Raw genomic sequence first — 24,707 nt, forward strand, 5'->3', positions numbered from 1 at the left:
CCGGAGAAAAGCAATGACCGACACCCCAATGTCCCCCGCCGAATTCGAAGCGGCCCTGCGCGCCAAGGGCGCCTATTACCACATCCATCACCCCTACCACGTGACGATGTATGAAGGCCGGGCGAGCCGTGAGCAGATCCAGGGCTGGGTCGCCAACCGTTTCTACTATCAGGTGAACATCCCCTGAAGGACGCGGCCATTCTGGCTAATTGCCCGGACCGCGAGATTCGCCGCGAGTGGATTCAGCGCCTGCTCGACCACGACGGTGCGCCCGGTGAAGACGGCGGCATCGAAGCCTGGCTGCGCCTGGGCCAGGCCGTGGGGCTCGACCCGGACCAGTTGCGTTCCCAGGAGCTGGTGCTGCCCGGTGTGCGCTTCGCCGTGGACGCCTACGTCAACTTCGCCCGTCGCGCCCGCTGGCAGGAAGCCGCCAGCAGCTCGCTGACCGAACTGTTCGCCCCGCAAATCCACCAATCGCGCCTGGACAGCTGGCCACAGCACTACCCGTGGATCGATCCGGCCGGCTACGAATATTTCCGCACGCGTCTGGGCCAGGCACGGCGTGATGTCGAGCACGGTCTGGCGATCACCCTGCAGCACTACACGACCCGGGAAGACCAGGAGCGCATGCTGGAAATTCTCCAGTTCAAACTGGACATTCTTTGGAGCATGCTCGATGCCATGAGCATGGCCTACGAACTGAAACGCCCGCCGTATCACAGCGTGACCGGAGAACGGGTCTGGCACAAAGGAATCACCCTATGAGTTTCGATCGCAGCAAGACCCCGACCTGGCGGCCCGGCTACCGCTTCCAGTACGAACCGGCGCAAAAAGGCCATGTGCTGCTGTACCCGGAAGGCATGATCAAGCTCAACGAAAGTGCCGCGCTGATCGGTGGTTTGATTGACGGAGAGCGGGATGTCGCGGCGATCATCGCCGAACTCGATCGACAGTTCCCCGGCGTGCCCGAGCTTGGTGACGACATCGAGCAATTCATGGAGGTTGCCCGTGCGCAGCACTGGATCGAACTTGCCTGATGCATCGGTGCAAGTACCGCCCACACCTGAAGTCGGCCTGCCGCTGTGGCTGCTGGCCGAGCTGACCTATCGCTGTCCGCTGCAATGCCCGTATTGCTCCAATCCGCTGGACTTCGCCGAGCAAGGCCAGGAGCTGAGCACCGAACAGTGGATCAAGGTGTTCCGCGAAGCGCGAGAAATGGGCGCGGCGCAACTGGGCTTTTCCGGTGGCGAACCCCTGGTGCGTCAGGACCTTGCCGAACTGATTGCCGAAGCCCGCCAACTGGGCTTTTACACCAACCTGATCACCTCCGGCATCGGCCTGACCGAGCAGAAAATCAGCGACTTCAAGAAGGCCGGCCTCGATCACATCCAGATCAGTTTCCAGGCCAGCGACGAGCAGGTGAACAATCTGCTGGCCGGTTCGAAAAAGGCCTTTGCGCAGAAACTGGAAATGGCCCGGGCGGTGAAGGCCCACAGCTATCCGATGGTGCTGAATTTCGTCACCCATCGGCACAACATCGACCAGATCGACCGCATCATCGAGCTGTGCATCGCCCTTGAGGCGGACTTTGTCGAGCTCGCCACTTGCCAGTTCTACGGCTGGGCGCAGCTCAATCGCGTCGGGCTGTTGCCGACCAAGGAACAGCTTGTCCGAGCAGAGCGCATCACCAATGAATACCGCGCCAAACTCGAAGCCGAAGGCCATCCGTGCAAGCTGATTTTCGTCACCCCGGACTATTACGAAGAACGCCCGAAAGCCTGCATGAATGGCTGGGGCAGTATTTTTCTGACGGTCACGCCAGACGGAACCGCCCTGCCCTGTCACGGTGCCCGACAGCTGCCGGTACAGTTTCCCAACGTGCGCGACCACAGCATGCAACACATCTGGTACGACTCGTTCGGCTTCAACCGCTTTCGCGGTTATGACTGGATGCCCGAGCCGTGCCGCTCCTGTGACGAGAAAGAAAAAGACTTCGGCGGCTGCCGCTGCCAGGCATTCATGCTCACCGGCGATGCCAGCAACGCCGACCCGGTGTGCAGCAAGTCGCCACAACACGGCGTGATCCTCAAGGCTCGCGAAGAAGCCGAACACGCGACCCAGACCATTGACCAACTGGCCTTTCGCAATGAACGAAACTCACGCCTCATCGCCAAAAGCTGAACCTCTCAGCGCTGCCAAAGCCGTCGCGGCCGGTATCGATTTTGCCGAACTGCAGGTCGGTCGACAGGGCCTGTTCTGGAACGAGTACCGCCCCGAAGACGCGGCGTGCCGGATCTGGCAGTGGCATGACGGCGCAGCGAAATGCCTGACGCCACCGGGCTTCAGCGTGCGCAGTCGTGTGTACGAATATGGCGGTGGAGCGTTTTGTCTGACGGACGACGGTATCGTTTTCGTCAACGAGGCCGACCAGCAGTTGTATCGGCAAACACTGCAAGGCGAAGCGCCCGAAAAGCTGACGTACGGGGTGTGCCGTTACGGCGATCTGCAATGTGCCGAAGGGCAGGTTCTGGCAGTCGAGGAACATCGCGATCAACACCGGCTGGTGGCGATCGATCTGAAGGATGGCGCACGTCATCTGCTGGCCGAAGGAGCTGATTTCTACGCCGCGCCGACGTTGAGCCCGGATGCCCGGCGCCTGGCCTGGATCGAATGGAGTCACCCATATCAGCCGTGGACTGCAACCCGTTTGATGGTTGCCGAGCGCCATGCCAACGGTGGATTTGGCGAGGCTCGTTGTGTGGCGGGCGACGGTGCTCAAGAGTCTGTGCAACAACCACGGTTTGATGCCGGCGGTCGCTTGTATTGCCTGACGGATCGCGCCGGTTACTGGCAGCCATGGAGGGAGTCCGGAAAAGGCCTGAGCCCATTGCCAAGTGCCACCGCCGACCATGGCCCCGCGCCCTGGCAACTCGGCGGCTGCACCTGGTTGCCGCTGAGTGAAGAAAGCTATCTGGCCAGTTGGACCGAAGGCGGGTTTGGCCGATTGGGCATAGGCGGCGATTCCAGCACCGACTTCACCGGCGACTACAGCCGCTTCCGCCATCTCGCCGTTGATGAGCAGTTCATCTATTGCATCGCGGCATCACCCGTCAGTTCAACCGCTGTCATCGCCATCAACCGCCAGAGCCGGCAAGTGAAGGTATTGGCCGGCGGCATCGCACCACTGCCTCCCGAACAGATCAGCCGCCCGCAAACCTTGCGCTACCCAAGTGGCTCAGGCGAAGCACACGGCTTCTTCTACCCGGCGATGACCGGCGAGGCGAAACCGCCATTGGTGGTGTTCATCCATGGCGGACCGACGTCGGCGTGCTACCCGATGCTCGACCCGCGCATCCAGTTCTGGGCCCAGCGGGGCTTCGCCGTGGCCGACCTCAACTATCGTGGCAGCAGCGGTTATGGCCGGGCCTATCGCCAGGCACTGCACCTGAGTTGGGGCGATGTGGATGTGCAAGACGCCTGCGCTGTGGTCGGGTACCTCAACGAGTGCGGCTTGATCGACGCCGACAAGACCTTCATCCGCGGCGGCAGCGCCGGTGGCTACACCACCCTTTGCGCCTTGGCCTTTCACAACGTGTTCCGCGCCGGCGCCAGCCTGTATGGGGTCAGCGACCCGGTGGCGCTGGGGCGCGCGACCCACAAATTCGAAAGCGACTATCTGGATTGGCTGATCGGCGATCCGCAACTGGATGCCGAACGCTACGCGGCCCGCACGCCGCTGCTGCATGCGAGCAACATCCGCGTGCCGATGATCTTCTTTCAGGGAGAACTGGATGCCGTGGTCGTCCCGCAACAGACCCGCGACATGGTCACGGCGCTGCAGGACAACCGCGTCCTGGTCGAAGCGCATTACTACGCCGACGAACGCCACGGCTTTCGCAAGGCCGGTAACCAGGCCCATGCGCTGGAGCAGGAGTGGCTTTTTTATCGAAGGGTGATGGAGCACGCCAGCTGAAATCGGCGGTGCTTCAATCGCTGGCAAGCCAGCTCCTACACAACGGTGATCTCCTGTAGGAGCTGGCTTGCCAGCGAAAGCGATCTATCTATTGCCACAAAAACTCAGCGCTTGGCGATGATGTAAACCGCATGCACGATCCCCGGAATGTAACCGCACAACGTCAGCAGAATATTCAGCCAGAACGCTCCGCCGAATCCTACTTGCAGAAACACACCGAGTGGCGGCAACAGGATGGCGATGATGATGCGAATAAAGTCCATGGGCAGCTCCTGATTGGGGTGGGCTCGTTCGAGCCCTACAGCTAATCGACCCGTGCCGTTTGTCAGGGTTCAGTCCCTCTACTCCCGTGCGGTGCCCTTCATTGAATTTCGCAGACAAAAAAACGCCTCACGCCAAAAGAGTCAGGCGTGAGGCGTGCGTTTTACCGCGAGACGGTTCTGGAAATTGTGCAGGGCGCGTCGGATCAGACGGCAATCCCTTTGCGGCACTGCAATTGCGCGGTGCGTACGCGGGAGAAAGCGCGCGCCAGGCGCAGGAGCATTTCATCGATGTTGGCGTTGCTGATATTCAACGCAGGGGTAAAGCGCAGGCAGTCGGGTTGCGGGGCATTGAGCAGCAAGCCTTCGTACAGCGCGGCCTTGACCACCGCGTCAGCGGAATCGTCCGACAGCGTCAGGCCCCAGAGCAGCCCTTGTCCGCGCAGCTCGCCGTGACCGTATCGATGGGCCAGACGCCCCAAGCCTCCGCGCAGGTGTTGACCCGTTTCTGCGACGTGCTTGAGGAAAGCCTTGTCCTGCACCGTAGCGAGCACCGAAAGCCCCGCGGCGGTCATCAACGCATTACCGTGATGAGTACCCGTCACTTCGCCAATGTCGAAACAGCAAGCCTTGCCCCGCGCCAGCAGCGCGGCCAGGGCACGCCGCCGCCCAACCCTTTGCCGAGCACGACGATGTCCGCCGTTACGCCATAGGACTGTTCCGCGAGCAAGGTGCCACAACGACCAATGCCGGTTTGCACTTCGTCGAAAATCAGCAAAATGCCGAGTTCACGGCACAGGCGTTCGACACCCTTGAGGTAATGTGCGGTGGCCGGAATCACGCCGGCTTCGCTCTGGATCGGCTCGAGCATGATCGCTACGGTCCGTTCATCCACGGCCGCATGCAAGGCCGGAAGGTCATTGAACGGGACATGGCTGAAGCCCGGTAGTTGCGGCTCGAATCGGTTGATCAAAGTCGAACTGTCCGACGCCGAAATCGTCGCCAGGCTCCGGCCATGGCAACCGTTGTTGGCCACAATGATTCGCGATGCACCGCCGCGATGCTGCTGGCCCCATTTGCGCGCCAGTTTGATCGCCGCCTCACAGGCTTCGCTGCCGGTATTGAGCAGATAAGCCTGATCACTGCCGGTGCTGGCACACAGATGTTCGGCGACGCTGAGCATGCCGCGGTTATGCAGGCCGAAACCCGGATTGATCAGCGATTGAGCCTGGGCAGTGATTGCGTTGACCAGCACCGAAGGGCTGTGACCAAGGCTGTTGGCCCCGCCACCCTGGGAAAAATCCAGATACGCACGGTCATCGCTGTCCCACAACCATGAACCCTGACCACGCACGAACACCTGTTTCGGCCGCTCGACACTGGGCATCAAGTACTCGCTGGAAAGGTTATCGCCTTGGGATGGCAGGGAAGCGTCCAGAACCAGATCATCAAGACTGGGAGGACTGCGACGCAGACTGAACAGATTCATCTGAAAAAACCTCTTTTGAGGTTTTTTGCCTTACCTATGTAAACACCATCGAAACAAACGGTATTCATCGCGCTCTATGGCCCTGTAAGCCCTGTGAATGCGGTTAGACTAGGCTCAGACGAGGTGTTCAGCCATTTCGATTTCTCAGCATTTTCAATAAGCATTACTTATGGATTTCAAGCAACTGCGTTATTTCGTCGCGGTCTATGAAGAAGGCCACGTGGGCCGGGCCGCCGAGCGCCTGTCCATCTCCCAGCCGGCGCTGTCCCAGCAAATCCGCCACCTGGAACAAAACCTCGATGTGAGCCTGTTCGAGCGCAGTAGCAAACGCCTGTTGCCGACGCTCGCCGCCCACACGCTGTACAACCATGCCCTGCCATTGCTCGATGGCCTGCAACGGGCTCGGGAAGCGCTCGGCAACTTCAAGGGGCAGGCGCTGCGCACCCTGGCCATCGGTGTACTGCAGACCGTGCACACCAGCCTCGTTCCACAGATGCTCGAGCGAGTACGCAAGGCGCAGCCGCATCTGGTGGTGCAGATCTACGAACTGACCGGCCTGGAAATCGAGCGGCGACTGCTCAACGGTTCTCTGGACATCGGCATCAGCTACCTGCCACCCCGCCAGCCTGGTTTGCACGGCGTGATGTTGTACGAGGATGAACTGACCCTGGTCATCCCGGCAGAACATCCGTTGCGTGAATTCAAGAAAGTGTCCATGAGTCAGGCCGCCGAGCTGCCGATGTTGCTGCTGGGCGAGGAATTTCAAATAAGGCAGATCTGGCAGGCACAACTGGCCAGCCTCGGACGTCGCCCACAGGTGCAAGCCGAACTGAACAACATGGCCGGTATCCTCGACAGCCTGCCGCACACGCGCCTGGCGACGGTACTGCCCGGGCGTTCGCAAAAGACCCATGGCAACCACGAACTGCTGTGGAAACCTCTGAGCGAACCGCGGGTGCCGCTGAAAGTCGGTCTGGTGTGTCGGGATGTGCAACGGCAGCAGACTTCTCTGGCATTGCTGCGGACATTGCTGGAAGAGGTGATAAATGGCCCGGATGTGCGCATGAACAGCGCGCAGGCCCTGGATGGGCTGAGCTAGAAACTTTTCTTTGGGCATAAGAAAACCCCGCCGAAGCGGGGCTTTGCAGACTGTTTCCCTGACATCCATTTCACTCCGCCGTCCTGGCAGAATCCTACGTGTCCCTGTTGTTGCTTTGCGCTTCCTGCGCTACGTCCATGTGAAGTAGATTAGCTCTGGATCCAATTTGCATCTATGGGAGAACAGCAGCACGTTATGTAAGAGAATGCTTACAAAATGCTACTGCCTCAGAATTGTCCTGCATCCAGCAGGAACAACGATTCGCTACCGGCCTTCACCGATGCGCTCAACGAGTGAATGCGCGGCAACAGGCGGGCGAAATAGAACCGCGCCGTGCCCAGTTTGCTGGCGTAGAAATCGTCTTGCGCTTCCTTGCCGAAAGCCGCCTTGGCCATCAGGGCCCACATGTAGGCGTAGGCCACGTAGCCGAACACCTGCAGATACTCGACCGACGCCGCGCCGATCTCGTTCGGGTTGGTTTTGACCCGATCGAGCAACCACGCGGTCAGTTCATCGAGGGTGGTCACGGCGTCGTTCAGCGGCTTGGTGAACTCGGCGAGGTCCGCGCTGGCGGTCGCCGTGAAGTGGCGGATCTCGTCGGCGAACAGGTTGTAGAACGCCCCGCCGCTACCGACGATCTTGCGCCCGACCAGGTCCAGTGCTTGGATGCCGTTGGTGCCTTCGTAGATCTGGGTGATGCGCACATCACGCACCAGCTGCTCCTGGCCCCATTCACGGATGTAACCGTGGCCGCCGAAGATCTGTTGGCCGTGCACGGTGGTTTCCAGGCCGAGGTCAGTCAGGAACGCCTTGGCCACCGGGGTCAGCAACGCCACCAGGTCTTCCGCACGCTTGCGGGTGGCGGCATCTTCGCTGAACTTGGCGGTGTCCAGTTGCATCGCCACGTAAGTGGAGAACGCACGGCCACCTTCGTTCGAGGCTTTCATGGTCAGCAGCATGCGACGCACGTCCGGGTGGACGATGATCGGGTCAGCCACTTTGTCCTTGTTCTGTGCGCCGGTTGGCGCACGGCTTTGCAAGCGATCACGCGCGTATTCCACGGCGTTCTGGTACGAGCGCTCGCCAGTGGCCAGGCCCTGGATACCCACGCCCAGTCGCTCGTAGTTCATCATGGTGAACATCGCCGCCAGGCCTTTGTTCGGCTCGCCGACCAAATAACCCACGGCCTCGTCGAAGTTCATCACGCAGGTGGCGGACGCCTGGATGCCCATCTTGTGCTCGATCGAACCGCAATTCGCCGGGTTGCGCGCGCCCAGGCTGCCATCGGCATTGACCATGAACTTCGGCACCAGGAACAGCGAAATGCCTTTCGGACCCGCCGGTGCATCCGGCAGCTTGGCCAGCACCAGGTGGATGATGTTCTCGGTCAGGTCGTGTTCGCCACCGGTGATGAAGATCTTGGTGCCGCTGACCTTGTAGGAACCGTCGGCCTGAGGCTCGGCCTTGGTGCGGATGATGCCCAGGTCGGTACCGGCGTGGGGTTCGGTCAGGCACATGGAACCGGCCCAGATGCCGGCATACATGTTCGGCAGGTACGCGGCTTTCAGCTCTTCGCTGGCGTGGGCGTTGATCGACAGGCAAGCGCCGGCGGTCAGCATCGGATACAGACCGAACGACAGGCTGGCGGAGTTGACCATTTCTTCGACCTGGGCGGAAACGGCCTTGGGCATGCCCATGCCACCGTAGGACGGATCGCCACCGACACCGACCCAGCCGCCTTCTGCGTAGGTCTGATAGGCCTGCGGAAAACCTGCCGGCGTGGTGACGGCACCGTCCGTCCAATGGCAACCTTCTTCGTCAGCGGCGCGGCTCAGCGGTGCGATGCTTTTGCTGGTGACCTTGCCGGCTTCTTCCAGGATGGCTTCGACCGTTTCTGCATCGACGGTCTCGGCCAGTGCAGGCAGCTCGGCCCAGAGTTTGGCGACCTCGAAAACTTCATTGAGGACGAAGCGCATATCGCGCAGGGGCGCTTTGTAGTCAGCCATGGCAAACCTCGCAAGATCTATACAGGTGATTCACAGGAAGAGTGTTTTCGTTGGGTCGGAGTGTACATCAACAACTTTTGTGACACATAGAGTCAGCTCATGACTGTTTTGTTATTTTTAGTCATTGCCGAGGGCGGGAGTGAACGGATGAAACTGTAGGAGCGAGATAGCTCGCGAAAAACCCGAAGACGCCGCGGGCATCTGGTTTTACGCGTTTTCGTTGACGACCATCGCGAGCAGGGCTCGCTCCTACAGGGGGCGATGTCAGAGCGCAAACATCTCCGCTGGCAGTTGCATCAGGCAATCGCTACCCGCTTCGATGGCCGCCCGATGAGCGGCCGTGCGTGGCAACAGACGCTTGAAGTAAAACTCGCTGGTCGCCAGTTTGCCCCGGCAGAAATCGCCATCGCTGCTGCCAGCATCGAGCTGCGCCTGAGCCACCAGCGCCATGCGCAACCACAGGTAGCCGAGGATGATGTAACCGCTGTACATCAGGTAATCCACCGACGCGGCACCGACTTCGTCAGGATTTTTCATCGCCGCCATGCCGACCCTGGTGGTCAACTCACCCCACTGCTGGTTCAGTTGATTGAGCTGCGCCACATACCCGGCCAGTTGTGGATGCCCGGCATTCGCCACACAGAACTTGTGGACGATTTTGGTGAACCCTCGCAGCAGCTTGCCCTGGCTGCCAAGTACCTTGCGCCCCAGCAAGTCCAGCGCCTGTATACCGTTGGTACCCTCATAGATCGGCGCGATCCGACAGTCGCGGACCAACTGCTCCATACCCCATTCGCGAATGAACCCGTGGCCGCCAAACACCTGCATGCCGTGGTTGGTCACCTCCAGCCCGGTGTCGGTCATGAAGGCTTTGCAGATCGGTGTGAGGAACGCCAGCAGGTCTTCGGCATCCTGACGCGCCGTTTCATCCGGGCTCAAGTGTGCAACGTCGAGCAACTGCGCCGTGAAGTAGGTCAGCGCGCGATTGCCTTCGTTGAAGGCTTTCATCGTCAGCAACATCCGCCGCACATCAGGGTGCACGATGATCGGGTCAGCGGCTTTTTCCGGTGCTTTCGGGCCGGTCAGCGAGCGCATCTGCAAACGCTCGTTGGCGTACTTGATCGCGCCCTGGAAGCTCGCCTCGCCCAGACACAGCCCTTGCATGCCGGTGCCCAGCCGCGCATGGTTCATCATGGTGAACATGCAGTTCAGGCCCTTGTTCGCTTCACCGATCAGGAAACCCTTGGCCCCGTCAAAATTCAGCACACAGGTAGCCGAGGCCTTGATGCCCATCTTGTGTTCGATGGAGCCGCAAGACACGCCATTGCGCTCCCCTGCCTCGCCCGAGGCATCGGGCAGGAACTTGGGCACGATAAACAGCGAAATGCCCTTGGTCCCGGCCGGTGCGTCCGGCAATTTGGCCAGCACCAGATGAATGATGTTGTCGCTCATATCGTGCTCACCGGCAGAGATGAAGATCTTGCTGCCGGAGATCGCGTAACTGCCATCGGCCTGAGGTACGGCGCGGGTCTTGATGATGCCAAGGTCAGTGCCGCAATGGGCTTCGGTCAGGCACATGGTGCCAGTCCATTGGCCAGCGGTGAGCTTCCTCAAATAGATCTGCTTCTGCTCTTCGGTGCCATGGGCGTGGATCGCCGACATCGCACCGTGGGTCAGGCCGGGGTACATGCCCCACGAAGTGTTGCTGGAAGCCACCATTTCGCTGATGACCAGCCCCAGAGAGCTCGGCAACCCTTGGCCGCCGTACGCTGGATCAGCCGCCAGGCCATGCCAGCCGCCCTCGACATATTGTGCGAAGGCCTGCTTGAAGCCCGCTGGCGTGGTAACCACGCCATTGTCGAAATGGCAGCCTTCTTCATCGCCGCTGCGGTTGAGCGGCGACAGTACGTTTTCGCAGAATTTCGCGCCTTCTTCGAGGATCGCATTGACCATGTCCGGGCTGGCATCGGTGGCCCCCAGCGCGACGTAGTTACTATGAAAGTCGAAGACGTGGTCGATCAGAAAGCGCATGTCGCGCAAGGGAGCTTTGTACTCGGGCATGGTCATTCTCCGTCGGCAGATTTCTTCAACCTACTGCCGACGACCACGCCTCACAATCACAGTCCAGACGCTGAATGCGTCATCATCACTCAACCGTAGCCGCGTCCATGCGCACCGCGCCACGGCGGTTCTGCCCGAACGCCATCACGCAGTTGCGCCCGGCGCCCTTGGCGCTGTAGAGCGCCTGGTCAGCGGACTTGAGCACCTCTTCCGGGGTGCGTTGATCGATCCGTTCGGCAACGCCGATACTGACCGTCACCGATACACTCGACGCACCGGAGCCGGCACGCCGCCGGCGCCCCTGATTATCGTCCTGCGGGCGATTTTCCTGATTACGCAGCTGGATGTTGTAAGTGGCGATGGACTCGCGGATGACTTCCAGGTGCGGCATGCACTCTTCAAGGGTCTTGCCTGCAAACACCAGGGCGAATTCCTCGCCGCCATAGCGATACGCCTTGCCGCCACCGCCGATTTTTGCCAGCTTGCTGGCCACCAGCCGCAGCACCTGGTCGCCGACATCGTGGCCGTGGGTGTCGTTGAATTTCTTGAAGTGGTCGACGTCACTCATCGCCAACACGTAGTTGCGCCCCAACCGTTGCATGCGTTCATTCAGCGCTCGACGGCCCGGCAGCCCGGTCAGTTCGTCGCGGAAGGCCATTTGATAGGCTTCATGGGCGACGGCGGCGGCGATCATCAGCATCACCTGGCTGCACATGATGTTCAGCGTGAACGGCAGGATGAAAGTTTTCGGCAACATCCAGAACAACCCGAGCAGCCCCACCCATTGCGCGGCATGCAGCGGTCGCGGGCTACGCCAGTATTGCCAGGCCAGCAGCCCAAACGCAGCAATGAACACCGGATAGGACAACTGGATCAGGCTCATCCAGGCGCCATGCAAAGCGGGCCAGCGAATCTCCGACAACCAGATCAGCAGCGCGTGCGGATAGCTTTGCTCTAGCCCCAGCGCCACGCTTCCGACCGCCAGCAATACGGCGAAACGCGCCACCATGTCCTGGAACAGATGGGTGCGCTCCTGCCATGCCGCGAAGATGCCAAACAGCAACGGCAGCAGCAGGCAACACAAATGAAAGACCACGGCGGCATCGTCGCGCACCTTGCCGTTGTCGCGGTAATAGTCAGTCTGGGTGTCGAGCAAGAAGTAGGCGATGTACACCGTGACCATCAGAAACAGTTCACGCTGACGTCGGTATACCGCGCAATAGGCGCCACCGAGCAACAACACCAGGGTGGGCAGCACGTTAAACAGCGAGGTGAAGAAGACGTTCAGATCCTTGATGTATGCAGCCGCAAGCCCCGCCAGCAACAGCAGTAATGACGGCAGGAAGTGACTGAAACGCACAGCGGAAGAACGCGGCAAGGGTAAAGCTCCGACCGGTCAAATCAATTGATGGCAATGTGCCAACCACTGTAACGGCAGAAACTCCGATTTACTGAGTGAAATACTGCGGTATTTGTAAAAAGGCGTCACTGGCGTCCATCGGTCACCAGTGACGCAAGGGCAAAACCTGTTACAGGTCGTTGTTGAACGGTTGCAGCGGCCCTTCCATACGTGTGCGACCTTCCGCACCGACCGGTCTGAGATGCATGTCGGCGTCCTGCGCCTGCCGGGTAGTGATCTTCGGATTGGCCGGTTTTTGCGCGACCGAGTTTTCATCACCCTTTTCGCCCTGAGGCAGTACCAGCGACGGGTGGTCAAACGGCGCCCGTTCCCACGCAACCCGAGGATCGGTCAGGCCGACTTCCATGAATTTGACCAATGCATCCACTTCATCCGGGGTCAGGTTCAGCCGGGTCATGTTCGGGTCGAGGTTCGAACCGTTGTGCTGGTTGACCGCCAGGTGCTCGAAGCCACTGGTGTTGCTGGCATCTTCGCCACGCCGGTCCCCGCCACGGTTGTAGAACTCCATGACCTGTTGCAGCGTTGCGCGACTGCCGTTGTGGAAATACGGCCCGGTCAACGCGATGTTGCGCAAGGTCGGCGTCTTGAAGGCGCCATCGACCGCGTCGCGGAAACCGACACTGGGCTTGAGCGTCGCATCACAAGGGATGGCCGGGCTCAAAGGCGCTTCGAAGGTGCACACATCAACTTCCAGCGGGTCAGGGATCTGGCCGCCCTGGAGCAAGGTGTTGTACTGGCGAGTGAAGGACAACGGATTACCCCAGGCATCCGAGCCACCGAGCGCCAGGTCTTCCGATGTTGGACGCACCCCGGTGTTGTAGAACCCGTTGTCGTACAGCGTGGTCAGGTTGTCGGCCATGACCATGCGCTCGATCCGTTCCCGAGGATGGAACAGCAACCGGCTGCCGGCGTTGGTCAATTCCGCACCACCGTGGCAACTGATGCACTTGCCCTTGCCCAGGAACAGGTTCATGCCCTGGACCTGCTGGTTATTCATGGCTGTGTGATCACCCTGCAGATAGGCATCCAGCGGCGCCTGGTCCGAGATCAGCGTGGACTCATACATCTGGATCGCCAGCCCGAAGAACAGCGGGAAGTTCGCCTCCATCTGGGTGTAGGGTGCACCGCCCAGCGAGACCTGCTGCGTGGCATTCCACAGGCGCGGCTGGAACGCGTTCTTGATCAGTTCACGGTAGGTCGGCCGATGACCACCGGATACCGGCCCGAGTACCGAATCGGTCGACGAAATCCGCTGTTGCTTGAGCATCAAGGTATCGAGCATGCGCCGGCCGATGTCGGCGAAGGTACGCCCACCGCAGGACATTTCCACCGGGCTGCCGGGAGGCCCTACCGCTTGCGAGGCGGCGGCAGCATCCTTGAGCGCCAGCCTGACTTTGGTCGCCACGCCACTGCGATCGCTGGTCACGAAAATCCCGGCGTCAGGGTCGCGATTGCCGAACGGCGAGAAGCCATTGAAGACGTTATTGGCCCTGCCATCCCAGAAGTTGCGCACGTTCAACGCGGCGTTGATCACCGTTGGCGCGTTGCGCCCGGTGCTGCGGCGAACATTGATACCGCCCACCTGGAAGATGCCGTCCGGTTGCAGAATGCACTTGTCGAACCGCGACTGACGGGGCTTGACGAAGTTGGCGTCGAACACGCCTTGAGAGCCGATCACATCGTCACTTGAATAGACAATCGCCGAGTTGCGATCCAGCGGATCAGCCAGCACATGGGTCGGGAAGTCGCTTTTCTTCAACAGGTAGTTCGGACCGCCCTTGCCACCGGATCTGGTGGTGTAGGCCGGCACGTCACCCGGAATATCCGACGCGGTAAACGGCTTGTTGAAGATCGACGAGACGTTCGCATTGGTGTTCGCCTGTCCCGGGTTGATCTGGTTGGTGGTGCGGTGATCGACACCCGCGTGGAAGTGACAGGACGCACAAGCGGTGGAACCATCGCTGCCGATCTCCATGTCCCAGAACAGTGCCTTGCCCAGGAGCACTGCCGCCGAGCGATTGACCACGTAGTCGGTCATCAGGTCGACTTTGCGCCCGTCTTCGGTTCCCGAAGGGTCGGGTGGTGTCAGGCCGCGCAGAGACTGCAGGCTGGGCACATCCGGCACGGCCGGAACGACCCCGACTGGGTCTGCGGCCCAAACGTTCATGCCAGCCAGGCCGGTGGCGAAAAGAGCCATCGCCATCGCACGGATCAGGCAGGTGGCTCGCAACGTGTTCAAATACTCAAACATGACAGCGTTCCCGATTCAGTATGGAGTCATCAACTCCGTGATTTCCCTGTTGCGAGATGAACTCATCGCCATGGATCTTGCTGCCCGCTCGATTAGCCGCATCAACTTCAAGTTGCATGGGCAAGGCGAGACCTGACTGGCAAAGCACTCTCGCGGCCCAGGCCTTTTTTTAAAAAATGATATTTCGCGCCATTGGATGGCGCTAGATACAACTCTAGTCGCAACAAAACATTTCAACAGAAAATTTCAATATTATTTTATTCACACCAATTCCAAAAACCCTACTGATAACAGCGACTGCGCACTGTTCCTCAGTTCTGGTTAAACTTCGCCCCATTATTGGGTGCCATTCCCCAAACAGCCCGCGACAGGCGATCACCAACGACCTCTAAAAGCCAGTATTTAAAGGGCATCACGCCACCAGGCTGCGCTTTCTTGAAGCTGGCAGAGTATTTGCTGACCAAAACACCGCGGTGTAAACGGCACTTTAATAAACACCTGAAAACCTACATCGCCAGCCAATAAAAACATCCATCAGACATACAAAATCCATTCGTGCGCAAGTTGCACTGCGCCAGCTATTGCCTTTTTTATTTATACCTCCCATTCAAGATCACTTCCTCACCACCCTCTTCAATACTTCCTCTTGCACATCTCCGACTTTAGTCTTATTTAAAAGACATTACTTCTCAACCACTACTACCGGAAACACACCCAGTAAAATTTTTTACAGCACTCCAAACTTGGGCATATATCCCCACCTACTTTGGCGCTAATCACACAACTATAACTTTGTGTATATCACCAACATCAGCGTAGCCCGCATTTTTGCTGGCTGACAAGCGTTTGTGCCAATCAGGCACGACTACTGCTATGTGTCCCTCAGGCTCAAGGAAATGTCTCTCGCGATTGCATTCGGAACCGGCCCCATGCAACGCAGGTTGAAAGCATCCAAAGGGTAGGTGTCGATGATCTACCACCTCACCTCCTTCTGGATTGAGCCTCACATTCGACGCGCTCACCTCTGCACTTCTCTTGCGCGGGATTCAGCGCATTAAAGGGTCTGCAAGTCGATTGACCGGCAACTGGTCCTGAAACGTTTGGAGAGAACCATGACCTCATCTGAAGTACACGACAGAACGCTTGGCATACCGTCGCTCCCTGGCAAACTCGGTCGCTACACACTGTTCGCCAGTGTCGTTGCCATCGCACTGGCCGTCGGAGCGGCAGATCCTGCAATGGCTAAAAACGGGACGGCCAAACCCCCCGTCAAGGGCGCAACCCCGCCGTTCTCGACCCCCACCCTACCGGATCCGGTGTTCGCAGACCCGAATGCGGTCCATGGCTTTGACGTCACCGGGTTTATCCAGAACATGACCCTGGACTCCACCAATGCCAACTGCCCCGGCACCACAGACCCGAGTCGCTTCGGGGGCACCGTCCAACTGAACGGCGTCACGATAACCGTCCCTTGCAACACGATCATGCAGATGCCGGCCAACACCCTGAGCTGGGCGGACTTTGTCCACGGCGGCTCACTGGCACTCAACAAAACACCACCGGCCTATCCTTCGTTCGAGATCCATGTGGTGGGCAACTTTGTCGCCAACAAAAAAATTGCCGGGCTGATTTATGTCTCGCAACAATCAACCAATGCCGGCAGCGGCTACATCTCACGAATCGACTACACCAACGGCAACATCGAAGTTGACAGCGGCAACCCTTCGCTACCGACCATCATCCAGATCAACGATCCGAACGGACGCTTTGGTCGCCCGCAAAGTCCCGACCCCCGTTTCTCCGTCGATGACGCCAACCCCACCATCCACGCCGCCACCGGCTACCCGATGTGTGTGCCACGCACCATCTCCGGCGACGATGCCCTCTGCCCGCAGAAAAACCGGCCTAAGGTGGTCACCCCGACCACCACAAACAACTGCCGTAACTTCAACCAGGCCGGTGTAACACTGCCGGCCAGCGGAGAGCTTTCGCCACCGGCAGTCGGTCAGGTCTTTTGCAGTCAATTCGTCATGAAGCGGTTCAGCGATGCGACGCGCACTGCGACAGATCCCGACCCGACACAACAGGCACCGTTCGAAGTCGGCGACTTCATCAGCTACGCCGGCACATTGTTCAAATCCGCGACCACGGGCAGCCCGGACTTCATCTCCGCGCACACCATCGAGGCCAATGTCGGGATCTACACCCAACCGGGTACTCAGCCCAGCTACCTGTCTATCGGGGAATTTGGTGTGGGGACTGCTGACCCTGCGGCGGTCGCTATCGGCGGTGCAGCCCAGGAAACGCAGGACCGGATTTTCCTTGAAGCCTCGACCACCGACATCAAGACTCCGGTCGACATTTACCTGATCGATGTCAATCCATCGACGGGCGAACAGACCAATCGCTGGGTGACACCCTTTGAGATGACGGGTGAATGCAACCCTGCCACCGGTCTTGCCACCAGCTGCCTGGGAGCTTCGGGCGGCATCACCACCCAGAATCTGGGAGCCCAGCCACAACGCGCCAGGTTGCGCGCAACCAAGGCCCCGACCGGCCTGCTCAGCCAACCGACCCGTACCTTGCGTGTCGTTGCGCGTTCCTTGTGCGCTCCACAAAACTCCCTTTCCCAGACCGCCGTGGACAGTTGCATTCAAAACGCCAGCCGGCTGACCGTAGCCAATGGTTTGACTGCAGGACAATACGTGGCACCGGTGTTCGAGTTCATCTTCCCCGAAGGCGTCAGACCCGGCGATCCGAATGTTCCGAACGACTTCTGGCACCTGCCGTTCATCCGCAACGGAGAAGGCGCGAGCACCCCGACTGGCGTCGGCCCTCTGGAACCAACGCCATGGTAAGAAACGCCTGACAGCAGAAAATCGAGCAAAAAAAAAACCGCCGCTCCCGGAGGACGCGGCGGTTTCTTTTTGAAGGACTGCGTTAGGGGGCGTTCTCAATTAGTTTTCACGCTGCGAAAACTAATTGAGAACGCCCCCCCCTAAGACTTAGTAGCCCAGATCGAAGTTCTCTTCTTTCATGTCCATCAGGTTGTTGGCGCCCGACAGCATGGTTGCAACGTGAGTGCGGGTACGCGGCAGGATGCGCTGGAAGTAGAAGCGCGCAGTCTGCAGCTTGGCGGTGTAGAACGCCTCTTCGGACGTGCCGGCAGCCAGTTTCTCGGCAGCCAGGCGCGCCATGTCAGCCCAGAAGTAGGCCAGGCAGGCGTAACCGGAGTACATCAGGTAGTCCACGGAGGCCGCGCCGACTTCTTCGCGATCTTTCATGGCGGCCATACCGACCTTCATGGTCAGCTCGCCCCATTCCTTGTTCAGTGCAGCCAGCGGAGCGACGAACTCTTGAACCGCTTCGTTGCCTTCGTTGGTCTGGCAGAACTTGTGGACGATCTTGGTGAAGCCTTTCAGAGCCTCGCCCTGGGTCATCAGCACTTTACGGCCCAGCAGGTCGAGTGCCTGGATACCGGTGGTGCCTTCGTACAGCATCGAAATGCGGCTGTCGCGAACGTTCTGCTCCATGCCCCACTCGGCGATGAAGCCGTGGCCGCCGTAGATCTGCACGCCGTGGTTGGCCGATTCGAAACCGACTTCGGTCATGAATGCCTTGGCGATTGGCGTCATGAAAGCCAGCAATGCGTCGGCTTTCTTCTTCTCTTCTTCGTCCACACCGTACTTGACGATGTCGACTTGCTTGGCGGTGAAGTAAACCATCGCACGGTTGCCTTCGGCGAATGCCTTCATGGTCAACAGCATGCGGCGTACGTCAGGGTGAACGATGATCGGGTCAGCGGCTTTGTCCGGTGCTTTCGGGCCAGTCAGCGAGCGCATTTGCAGACGGTCGCGAGCGTATTTCAGGCCGCCCTGGAAACCGACTTCGGCGTGGGCCAGACCTTGCAGAGCAGTACCCAGACGCGCGGTGTTCATAAAGGTGAACATGCAGTTCAGGCCTTTGTTCGCCGGGCCGATCAGGTAACCGGTAGCGCCGTCGAAGTTCATCACGCAGGTGGCGTTGCCGTGGATGCCCATCTTGTGTTCCAGGGAACCGCACGACACGGCGTTACGCGTGCCAACCGAGCCATCGGCGTTCGGCAGGAACTTCGGCACGATGAACAGGGAGATGCCTTTGGTGCCAGCCGGTGCATCCGGCAGGCGGGCCAGTACGATGTGGACGATGTTGTCGGCCATGTCGTGTTCACCGGCCGAGATGAAGATCTTGGTGCCGGAAACCTTGTAGGAGCCGTCGGCCTGAGGCTCGGCCTTGGTGCGCAGCATGCCCAGGTCGGTGCCGCAGTGCGGCTCGGTCAGCACATGGTGCCGGTCCACTCGCCGGAAACCAGCTTGGTCAGGTAAGCCTCTTGCTGCTCAGGGGTGCCGTGCTCGGAGATGGTGTTCATCGCACCGTGCGACAGGCCTGGGTACATGCCCCACGACCAGTTGGACTCGCCGACCATTTCACTGATGGCCAGCCCTAAGGATTCCGGCAGGCCTTGGCCACCGTGCGCTACGTCGTGGGCCAGGCTTGGCCAGCCGCCTTCGACGAACTGTTTGTAGGCTTCCTTGAAGCCAGTCGGGGTCTTAACGCCGGACTCGCTCCAGGTGCAGCCTTCGAGGTCGCCCACGCGGTTCAGCGGAGCCAGTACCTGCTCACAAAACTTGGCGCCCTCTTCGAGAATGGCGTCAACCATGTCCGGAGTTGCGTCCGCACAAGCCGGCAGGCTCTGATAGTGCGCTTCGTAGCCGAGCAGTTCGTCACGTACGAAGCGAATATCACGCAAGGGGGCCTTGTAGTCAGGCATAGCGATAAACCTCTGTTGATGTAACCGGGAATGAACGACCGCGTTGATTTGCTGTGGCGGTCAAACAGTTGTTTGAAACATACGTTTACGCCCAAATCTTGTCAAGCGTCGATCTTTTGCCGTTCGTCATCGCAGGTCTGGACACACAGGCACACGACAACGCTACCGCGCGTTCGAAGCAGCCCGCCATACAGGAAAGATTAGTTGAGCAAGAAAGACTTACGCAGAAAAACGCCGCGAACAGGCGCGGCGCTGGAAGGTGCGAATTCAGTGAAAAATCAAGCGTAGGTATCGATCAAGGTTCCGAGCACTTCATCGGCTGCCTTGGCGACTTTCACGCCCAGCGCCACTTGAAATTTGCCCTGAGACATTTCGAGCACGTTGCTGGCCAGGTCCGATTGCTGGCTGCGATCAACGGAACGCAATCGATCAACCTGGGCCTCGGAAGACTGGCTGGTGACCGAGCGTTCAATTGTGGTGTTGGCGATCTGCCCGGCGGCTTGATCGACGCGGTTCTGCCCTGTCTGAATAGTGCTCAGACCGGCATAAAAAGCGCTGCTTCCTGAGATTTCCATGGGAGAACCCGTCCTTGCAAAGGATCAACAGCGGGCATTGAAGCAGAGTGGCCGGCAAAACGCCCGACAAAAACACTAATGGCACAGTGCCTTGTCATAGGCAAAGCCCGCATTGCAAAAACGTCAGTCCAACAGGTCCAGTTGCAAGTGCTCGGCCACCGCTTCGGCCGTGATGGCCTTGAGTTTGGGCACACGCCCCAGGCACGGTGCTGGCAGGCGCTCGGCGAGGGTGGCAAGGTTTTCTTCAAGTCGCGAGGTCTTCGGGTCGATGATGTTGGCCACCCACCCGGCCAATTGCAGACCGTCCCGGGCAATCGCTTCGGCCGTCAGCAATGCATGGCTGATACATCCCAAGCGCACGCCGACCACCAGAATCACCGGCAGATCCAGCGCCATCGCCAGGTCCGACAGATTGTCCTGATCGGCCAGCGGCACGCGCCAGCCTCCAGCGCCTTCGATCAAAGTGAAATCGGCCTGCATGGCCAGAATCTGCCGCATCGGCGCCAGCAACGACTGCACTGTCAACGCCACGCCCGCCTCCCGCGCCGCCAGGTGCGGGGCAATGGCCGGTTCGAAGGCCACCGGATTGACCTGTGCATACGTCAGCGGCAGCGAACACTCCGCCAGCAAGGCCAGCGCATCGGCATTGCGCAAGCCTTTGGGTGTCACATCGCAACCGGAAGCGACCGGCTTGCCCGCCGCCGTGCTCAAGCCTGCCGAACGTGCCGCATGCAGCAGCCCTGCAGCGACCGTGGTTTTACCGACATCGGTATCCGTGCCGGTGATGAAATAGGCTGCGCTCATAAGGGTTTCTCCAAAACGGCGTACACCACTTGATAAGTCGCCGGCAGGCCCCGGGCCTGACGAAACTGCTCGTAAGCCTCAATCAGACCCAAAATCCGCGCCCGACCGGTCAAGCCACCCGGTCGGCCGGGATTAAGGTTGTGTGCGCCCAGCGCCTTGAGTTCATGGGTCAGGCTGCGCACATCCGGGTAATGCAGCACGTGCGGAAGGTTTTGCAGACTGACCATCTTCAAGCCGCTGGCCGCACACAACTGCTGATAAACACCGAACTCCCGGAAACGGTTGACGTGCACCATGCCATCGACCTGCCGCCAGCTGTCGCGCAATTCAAACAACGTCCCTGCACACAGACTAGCAAACGCAAAAATGCCACCCGGTTTCAGCACCCGACAGGCTTCACTGAGCACCGATTCGAAGTCCGCGCACCACTGCACCGCCAGGCTGGAAAAGATCAGGTCGCAAGTCGAATCCTGCAGTGGCAAACGCTCGGCATCGCCGGCCACGAAGTGCGCGGCACCGCCCAATGGCCGGGCATGGTTGAGCATGCCCTCGGCGATATCCAGCGCCACACCGTGACCGCCCGGAAATTGCTCATCCAGGGCACGACTGAAATGCCCGGTGCCACAGCCAAGATCCAGCCAACGCTGCGGTACGAAGTCCTGGGGCAAGCGCCTGAGCAATTGGCTGCCCACATCACGTTGCAACTCGGCCACGCTGTCGTAGCTCGCCGCTGCGCGGGAGAAGGAAGCGGCGACCTGGCGCTTGTCGGGCAAGGCGCCGGGCAGGTTGGGAAGGGATAAATCAGTCATCGCCGCACTCATGCAAAAAGGCCTGGATCGCCCCCGCCACACCGTGGGGATCTTCCAGGAGAAACGCGTGGCTGGCCTGTTCAATCAGACCGATTTCAACATCCGGCAGCAATGCCAACAACTCGCCCGCCGCTTGGGCTGGTACCAGCCCGTCATGGCCGGCGAACAGATGCAGTTGCGGACCGCGGAACGACTGCAGTGCCTGTCGTGTATCCAGTTGCGCGAGCACTTGCAGACCACTGAGCAGCACCGGCGCGACGGTGTTCGGTGCGCCACCGAGCAACAACCGCGACAATCCCCGCGGGTCTTCGGCGCCTTGGGCGCAGAGCAGAGAAAAGCGTTTCAACGTCGTGCGCGGATCGGCTTCACAGCCCGCCAGAAACGCATCGAAGGTTTCCCGGGGCATGGCACTGGCCCATTGTTCATGAGCGACAAAAGAAGCGTTGCTGGCCAGGGTGAACACACCACAGCAGCGGTCTGCGCGCCGGGCCGCCAACTCGCAGGCGAGCATGCCGCCCAATGACCAACCGCCAAGCCAGGCGTCTTGCGGCAGTGTCGAATCAAGCTCATCGAGCCACTCTTGAAGATCGCTCGACTCCAGCTCCGGCAACGGCTCGATCTCGACATGCAGGTGCTCATCCAGGCCGCGCAAGGCCGCCGCCAAAGGCTCCAGCGGTGAAACGCCAAGGCCCCAGCCGGGCAGCAGAATCAGACGATCACGCATGGCTTGGCTCCGGCTTCAGTTGCTGAAAACAATCGGCCAGTCCATTCAACAATAGCTGTACCTGGGCCTCGCTGTGAGCAGCCGTCAGCGTGACCCGCAGTCGGGCGCTGCCGGCGGGCACGGTCGGCGGGCGAATCGCGGTCACCATCAACCCGCGTTCGCGCAGCATGTGCGACAGGCGCACCGCGCGCCCCGCGTCACCGATCATGATCGGCTGGATCGGCGTGAAGCTGTCCATGAGTTCCAGGCCAATCTGTTCGGCGCCGTGGCGGAACTGGCGGATCAGCGTCTGCAAATGCTCGCGACGCCAGTGTTCGCTGCGCAGCAGCTCCAGGCTTTTCAACGTGGCACAGGCCAGCGCAGGAGGCTGACTGGTGGTGTAGATGTAGGGACGGGCGAACTGGATAAGACTTTCAATCAGCTCTTCGCTGCCAGCCACAAAGGCACCCGCCGTACCGAACGCTTTGCCGAGGGTGCCGACCAGTACCGGAACGTCATCCTGGCTCAAACCGAAATGTTCGACGATGCCGCCACCGTTGGCACCCAGCGGGCCAAAACCATGGGCATCGTCGACCATCAACCAGGCGCCTTTGGCCTTGGCTTCTCGAGCCAGCGCCGGCAAGTCGGCGATATCACCGTCCATGCTGAACACGCCGTCGGTGACCACCAGGGTATTGCCGGTGGCTTTTTCCAGGCGTTTGGCCAGGCTCGCCGGGTCGTTGTGCAGATAACGATTGAACCGCGCGCCGGACAACAGCCCCGCGTCGAGCAGCGACGCATGATTGAGCCGGTCTTCGAGCACCGTATCACCCTGCCCCACCAGCGCCGTGACCGCGCCGAGGTTGGCCATGTAACCGGTGGTGAACAGCAACGCGCGCGGGCGACCGGTCAGGTCGGCCAGCGCTTCTTCCAGGGCATGATGCGGGGCGCTATGGCCGATGACCAAATGTGACGCCCCTCCGCCCACACCCCACTTCGAAGCGCCTGCGCGCCAGGCTTCGATCACCTGCGGATGATTGGCCAGGCCCAGGTAGTCATTGTTGCAAAACGCCAGCAACGGCTGGCCATCGACCACCACTTGCGGTCCCTGCGGGCTTTCGAGCAGCGGGCGCTGGCGGTAGAGGTTTTCGGCACGACGGGCAGCAAGGCGTGCGGCGAGATCGAAAGACATGCAGGCCTCGACTTTCAAATGACATAGAGCTTTTTGTGGGAGCGGGCTTGCTCGCGAATACGGTCTGACATTCAACAAAGATGTTGACTGATACACCGCCTTCGCGAGCAAGCCCGCTCCCACAGGGTTTTGCATTCATTCAGTGGAAGCAGAGATTGCTCAAACAGCCGCGTTATAAAACTGCTCGCTGCTCTTCTGCTCCACCAGCGCCTGCTCGATCGCCGCCTGATGCACTTCATCGGCGTGCTCTTCGCGGGCTTCCGGCAGGATGCCCAGACGCGAGAACAGTTGCATGTCCTTGTCGGCCTGCGGGTTGGCGGTGGTCAGCAGTTTTTCGCCGTAGAAAATCGAGTTGGCACCGGCAAAGAACGCCAGGGCCTGCATCTGTTCGTTCATGGCTTCGCGGCCGGCGGACAGGCGCACGTGGGATTGCGGCATCAGGATGCGGGCAACCGCGAGCATGCGGATGAAGTCGAACGGGTCGACGTCGTCGGCATTTTCCAGCGGCGTACCGGCCACTTTCACCAGCATGTTGATCGGCACCGACTCCGGGTGCTCCGGCAGGTTGGCCAGCTGGATCAGCAGGTTGGCGCGATCGTCCAGCGACTCGCCCATGCCCAGAATACCGCCGGAGCAGATCTTCATCCCCGAGTCACGCACATACGCCAGGGTTTGCAGGCGCTCGCTGTAGGTGCGGGTGGTGATGATGCTGCCGTAGAACTCCGGCGAGGTGTCGAGGTTGTGGTTGTAGTAATCGAGGCCGGCCTTGGCCAGCGCTTCGGTCTGCTCCTGGTCCAGGCGACCGAGGGTCATGCAGGTTTCCAGGCCCAGGGCTTTCACGCCTTCGACCATCTTCAGTACATAAGGCATGTCCTTGGCCGACGGGTGCTTCCACGCAGCACCCATGCAGAAACGGGTCGAGCCGATGGCCTTGGCGCGAGCGGCCTCTTCGAGGACCTTCTGCACCTCCATCAGTTTTTCTTTTTCCAGGCCGGTGTTGTAGTGACCGGACTGCGGACAATATTTGCAATCTTCCGGGCAGGCGCCGGTCTTGATCGACAACAGGGTCGACACCTGGACGCGGTTGGCGTCGAAATGCGCGCGGTGCACCGTCTGCGCCTGGAACAACAGGTCATTGAATGGCTGAACGAAGAGTGCTTTGACTTCGGCCAAAGACCAGTCATGACGCAGGTTTGCAGTGGTGCTGGCGCTCATGGGCGATTCCTTGATTTATGCTTGGCTGGCGACCGGGGGA

At 60.0% G+C, this 24,707-nt stretch carries 16 protein-coding genes and 3 pseudogenes; 6 read left to right on the top strand and 13 right to left on the bottom strand.

From position 1 onward, the window contains the following. Positions 1–13: 13 nt before the first annotated feature. From pqqC to RS887_RS09065, 4 genes and pseudogenes are all read left to right on the top strand, one after another. Positions 14–765, top strand: a pseudogene (pqqC, locus tag RS887_RS09050) (pyrroloquinoline-quinone synthase PqqC). Next, complete coding sequence (gene pqqD, locus RS887_RS09055) at positions 762–1,037, top strand: pyrroloquinoline quinone biosynthesis peptide chaperone PqqD (protein ID WP_007959876.1); 276 nt, start codon at positions 762–764, stop codon at positions 1,035–1,037. Before pqqC ends, pqqD begins: the two are co-directional and overlap by 4 nt. Then, positions 1,009–2,181 carry a pyrroloquinoline quinone biosynthesis protein PqqE gene (gene pqqE / locus RS887_RS09060; RefSeq protein WP_322615087.1) on the top strand — a complete coding sequence of 391 codons (1,173 nt, stop codon included), beginning with the start codon at positions 1,009–1,011 and terminating at the stop codon, positions 2,179–2,181. The genes pqqD and pqqE overlap by 29 nt, the downstream gene beginning before the upstream one ends. After that, a complete protein-coding gene (locus tag RS887_RS09065) occupies positions 2,147–3,973 on the top strand; it encodes a S9 family peptidase (RefSeq protein WP_322615088.1) in 1,827 nt (608 codons plus the stop codon). Before pqqE ends, RS887_RS09065 begins: the two co-directional genes overlap by 35 nt. Positions 3,974–4,077: 104 nt before the next feature. On the opposite strand, the gene RS887_RS09070 is transcribed toward RS887_RS09065, so the two are convergent. Together RS887_RS09070 and RS887_RS09075 are read right to left on the bottom strand one after the other, a co-directional pair. Further along, positions 4,078–4,236 carry a YqaE/Pmp3 family membrane protein gene (locus RS887_RS09070; RefSeq protein WP_003228885.1) on the bottom strand — a complete coding sequence of 53 codons (159 nt, stop codon included), beginning with the start codon at positions 4,234–4,236 and terminating at the stop codon, positions 4,078–4,080. Positions 4,237–4,439: 203 nt separating this feature from the next. Continuing rightward, positions 4,440–5,722, bottom strand: a pseudogene (locus tag RS887_RS09075) (aspartate aminotransferase family protein). Positions 5,723–5,891: 169 nt separating this feature from the next. On the opposite strand from RS887_RS09075, the gene RS887_RS09080 reads away from it, so the two are divergent. Continuing rightward, the gene (locus tag RS887_RS09080) at positions 5,892–6,821 is read left to right on the top strand and encodes a LysR family transcriptional regulator (protein WP_008017383.1); all 930 of its coding nucleotides are present in this window, start codon (positions 5,892–5,894) and stop codon (positions 6,819–6,821) included. 227 nt (positions 6,822–7,048) lie between these two features. Here RS887_RS09080 and RS887_RS09085 read toward each other — a convergent pair whose 3' ends face one another. The 4 genes from RS887_RS09085 to RS887_RS09100 form a co-directional block, all read right to left on the bottom strand. After that, complete coding sequence (locus tag RS887_RS09085; protein ID WP_322615089.1) at positions 7,049–8,827, bottom strand: acyl-CoA dehydrogenase C-terminal domain-containing protein; 1,779 nt, start codon at positions 8,825–8,827, stop codon at positions 7,049–7,051. A 264-nt stretch (positions 8,828–9,091) separates the two neighbouring features. Further along, positions 9,092–10,888, bottom strand: coding sequence for an acyl-CoA dehydrogenase C-terminal domain-containing protein (locus tag RS887_RS09090; RefSeq protein WP_322615090.1), 1,797 nt, complete (start codon positions 10,886–10,888; stop codon positions 9,092–9,094). An 85-nt stretch (positions 10,889–10,973) separates the two neighbouring features. Beyond that, complete coding sequence (locus tag RS887_RS09095; protein WP_322615091.1) at positions 10,974–12,266, bottom strand: GGDEF domain-containing protein; 1,293 nt, start codon at positions 12,264–12,266, stop codon at positions 10,974–10,976. A gap of 151 nt (positions 12,267–12,417) precedes the next feature. Continuing rightward, positions 12,418–14,559 carry a cytochrome-c peroxidase gene (locus RS887_RS09100; RefSeq protein ID WP_322615092.1) on the bottom strand — a complete coding sequence of 714 codons (2,142 nt, stop codon included), beginning with the start codon at positions 14,557–14,559 and terminating at the stop codon, positions 12,418–12,420. A 1,112-nt stretch (positions 14,560–15,671) separates the two neighbouring features. On the opposite strand from RS887_RS09100, the gene RS887_RS09105 reads away from it, so the two are divergent. Then, positions 15,672–17,417, top strand: a complete 1,746-nt coding sequence (locus tag RS887_RS09105; RefSeq protein ID WP_322615093.1) for a hypothetical protein — start codon at positions 15,672–15,674, stop codon at positions 17,415–17,417. A 147-nt stretch (positions 17,418–17,564) separates the two neighbouring features. Here RS887_RS09105 and RS887_RS09110 read toward each other — a convergent pair. The 7 genes and pseudogenes from RS887_RS09110 to bioB form a co-directional block, all read right to left on the bottom strand. Further along, positions 17,565–19,369 (bottom strand): annotated as a pseudogene (locus tag RS887_RS09110) (phenylacyl-CoA dehydrogenase). Positions 19,370–19,647: 278 nt separating this feature from the next. After that, positions 19,648–19,944: a pyrroloquinoline quinone biosynthesis protein PqqE gene (locus RS887_RS09115; RefSeq protein ID WP_322615094.1), complete on the bottom strand. Its 297-nt coding sequence runs from the start codon at positions 19,942–19,944 to the stop codon at positions 19,648–19,650. Positions 19,945–20,067: 123 nt separating this feature from the next. Further along, positions 20,068–20,748 (bottom strand): dethiobiotin synthase, encoded by a 681-nt coding sequence (bioD, locus tag RS887_RS09120; RefSeq protein WP_111285614.1) that lies wholly within the window; start codon positions 20,746–20,748, stop codon positions 20,068–20,070. Beyond that, positions 20,745–21,557, bottom strand: coding sequence for a malonyl-ACP O-methyltransferase BioC (gene bioC / locus RS887_RS09125; protein WP_322615095.1), 813 nt, complete (start codon positions 21,555–21,557; stop codon positions 20,745–20,747). Before bioC ends, bioD begins: the two co-directional genes overlap by 4 nt. Beyond that, positions 21,550–22,281, bottom strand: coding sequence for an alpha/beta fold hydrolase (locus tag RS887_RS09130; RefSeq protein ID WP_322615096.1), 732 nt, complete (start codon positions 22,279–22,281; stop codon positions 21,550–21,552). The genes bioC and RS887_RS09130 overlap by 8 nt, the downstream gene beginning before the upstream one ends. Next, the gene (gene bioF, locus RS887_RS09135; RefSeq protein WP_322615097.1) at positions 22,274–23,452 is read right to left on the bottom strand and encodes an 8-amino-7-oxononanoate synthase; all 1,179 of its coding nucleotides are present in this window, start codon (positions 23,450–23,452) and stop codon (positions 22,274–22,276) included. Before bioF ends, RS887_RS09130 begins: the two co-directional genes overlap by 8 nt. Positions 23,453–23,611: 159 nt before the next feature. Next, positions 23,612–24,667, bottom strand: coding sequence for a biotin synthase BioB (gene bioB / locus RS887_RS09140; protein ID WP_111285606.1), 1,056 nt, complete (start codon positions 24,665–24,667; stop codon positions 23,612–23,614). Positions 24,668–24,707 lie beyond the last annotated feature (40 nt).

This window comes from Pseudomonas sp. BIC9C (assembly GCF_034541995.1).
Classification (GTDB): Bacteria; Pseudomonadota; Gammaproteobacteria; order Pseudomonadales; family Pseudomonadaceae; genus Aquipseudomonas; species Aquipseudomonas fluorescens_CC.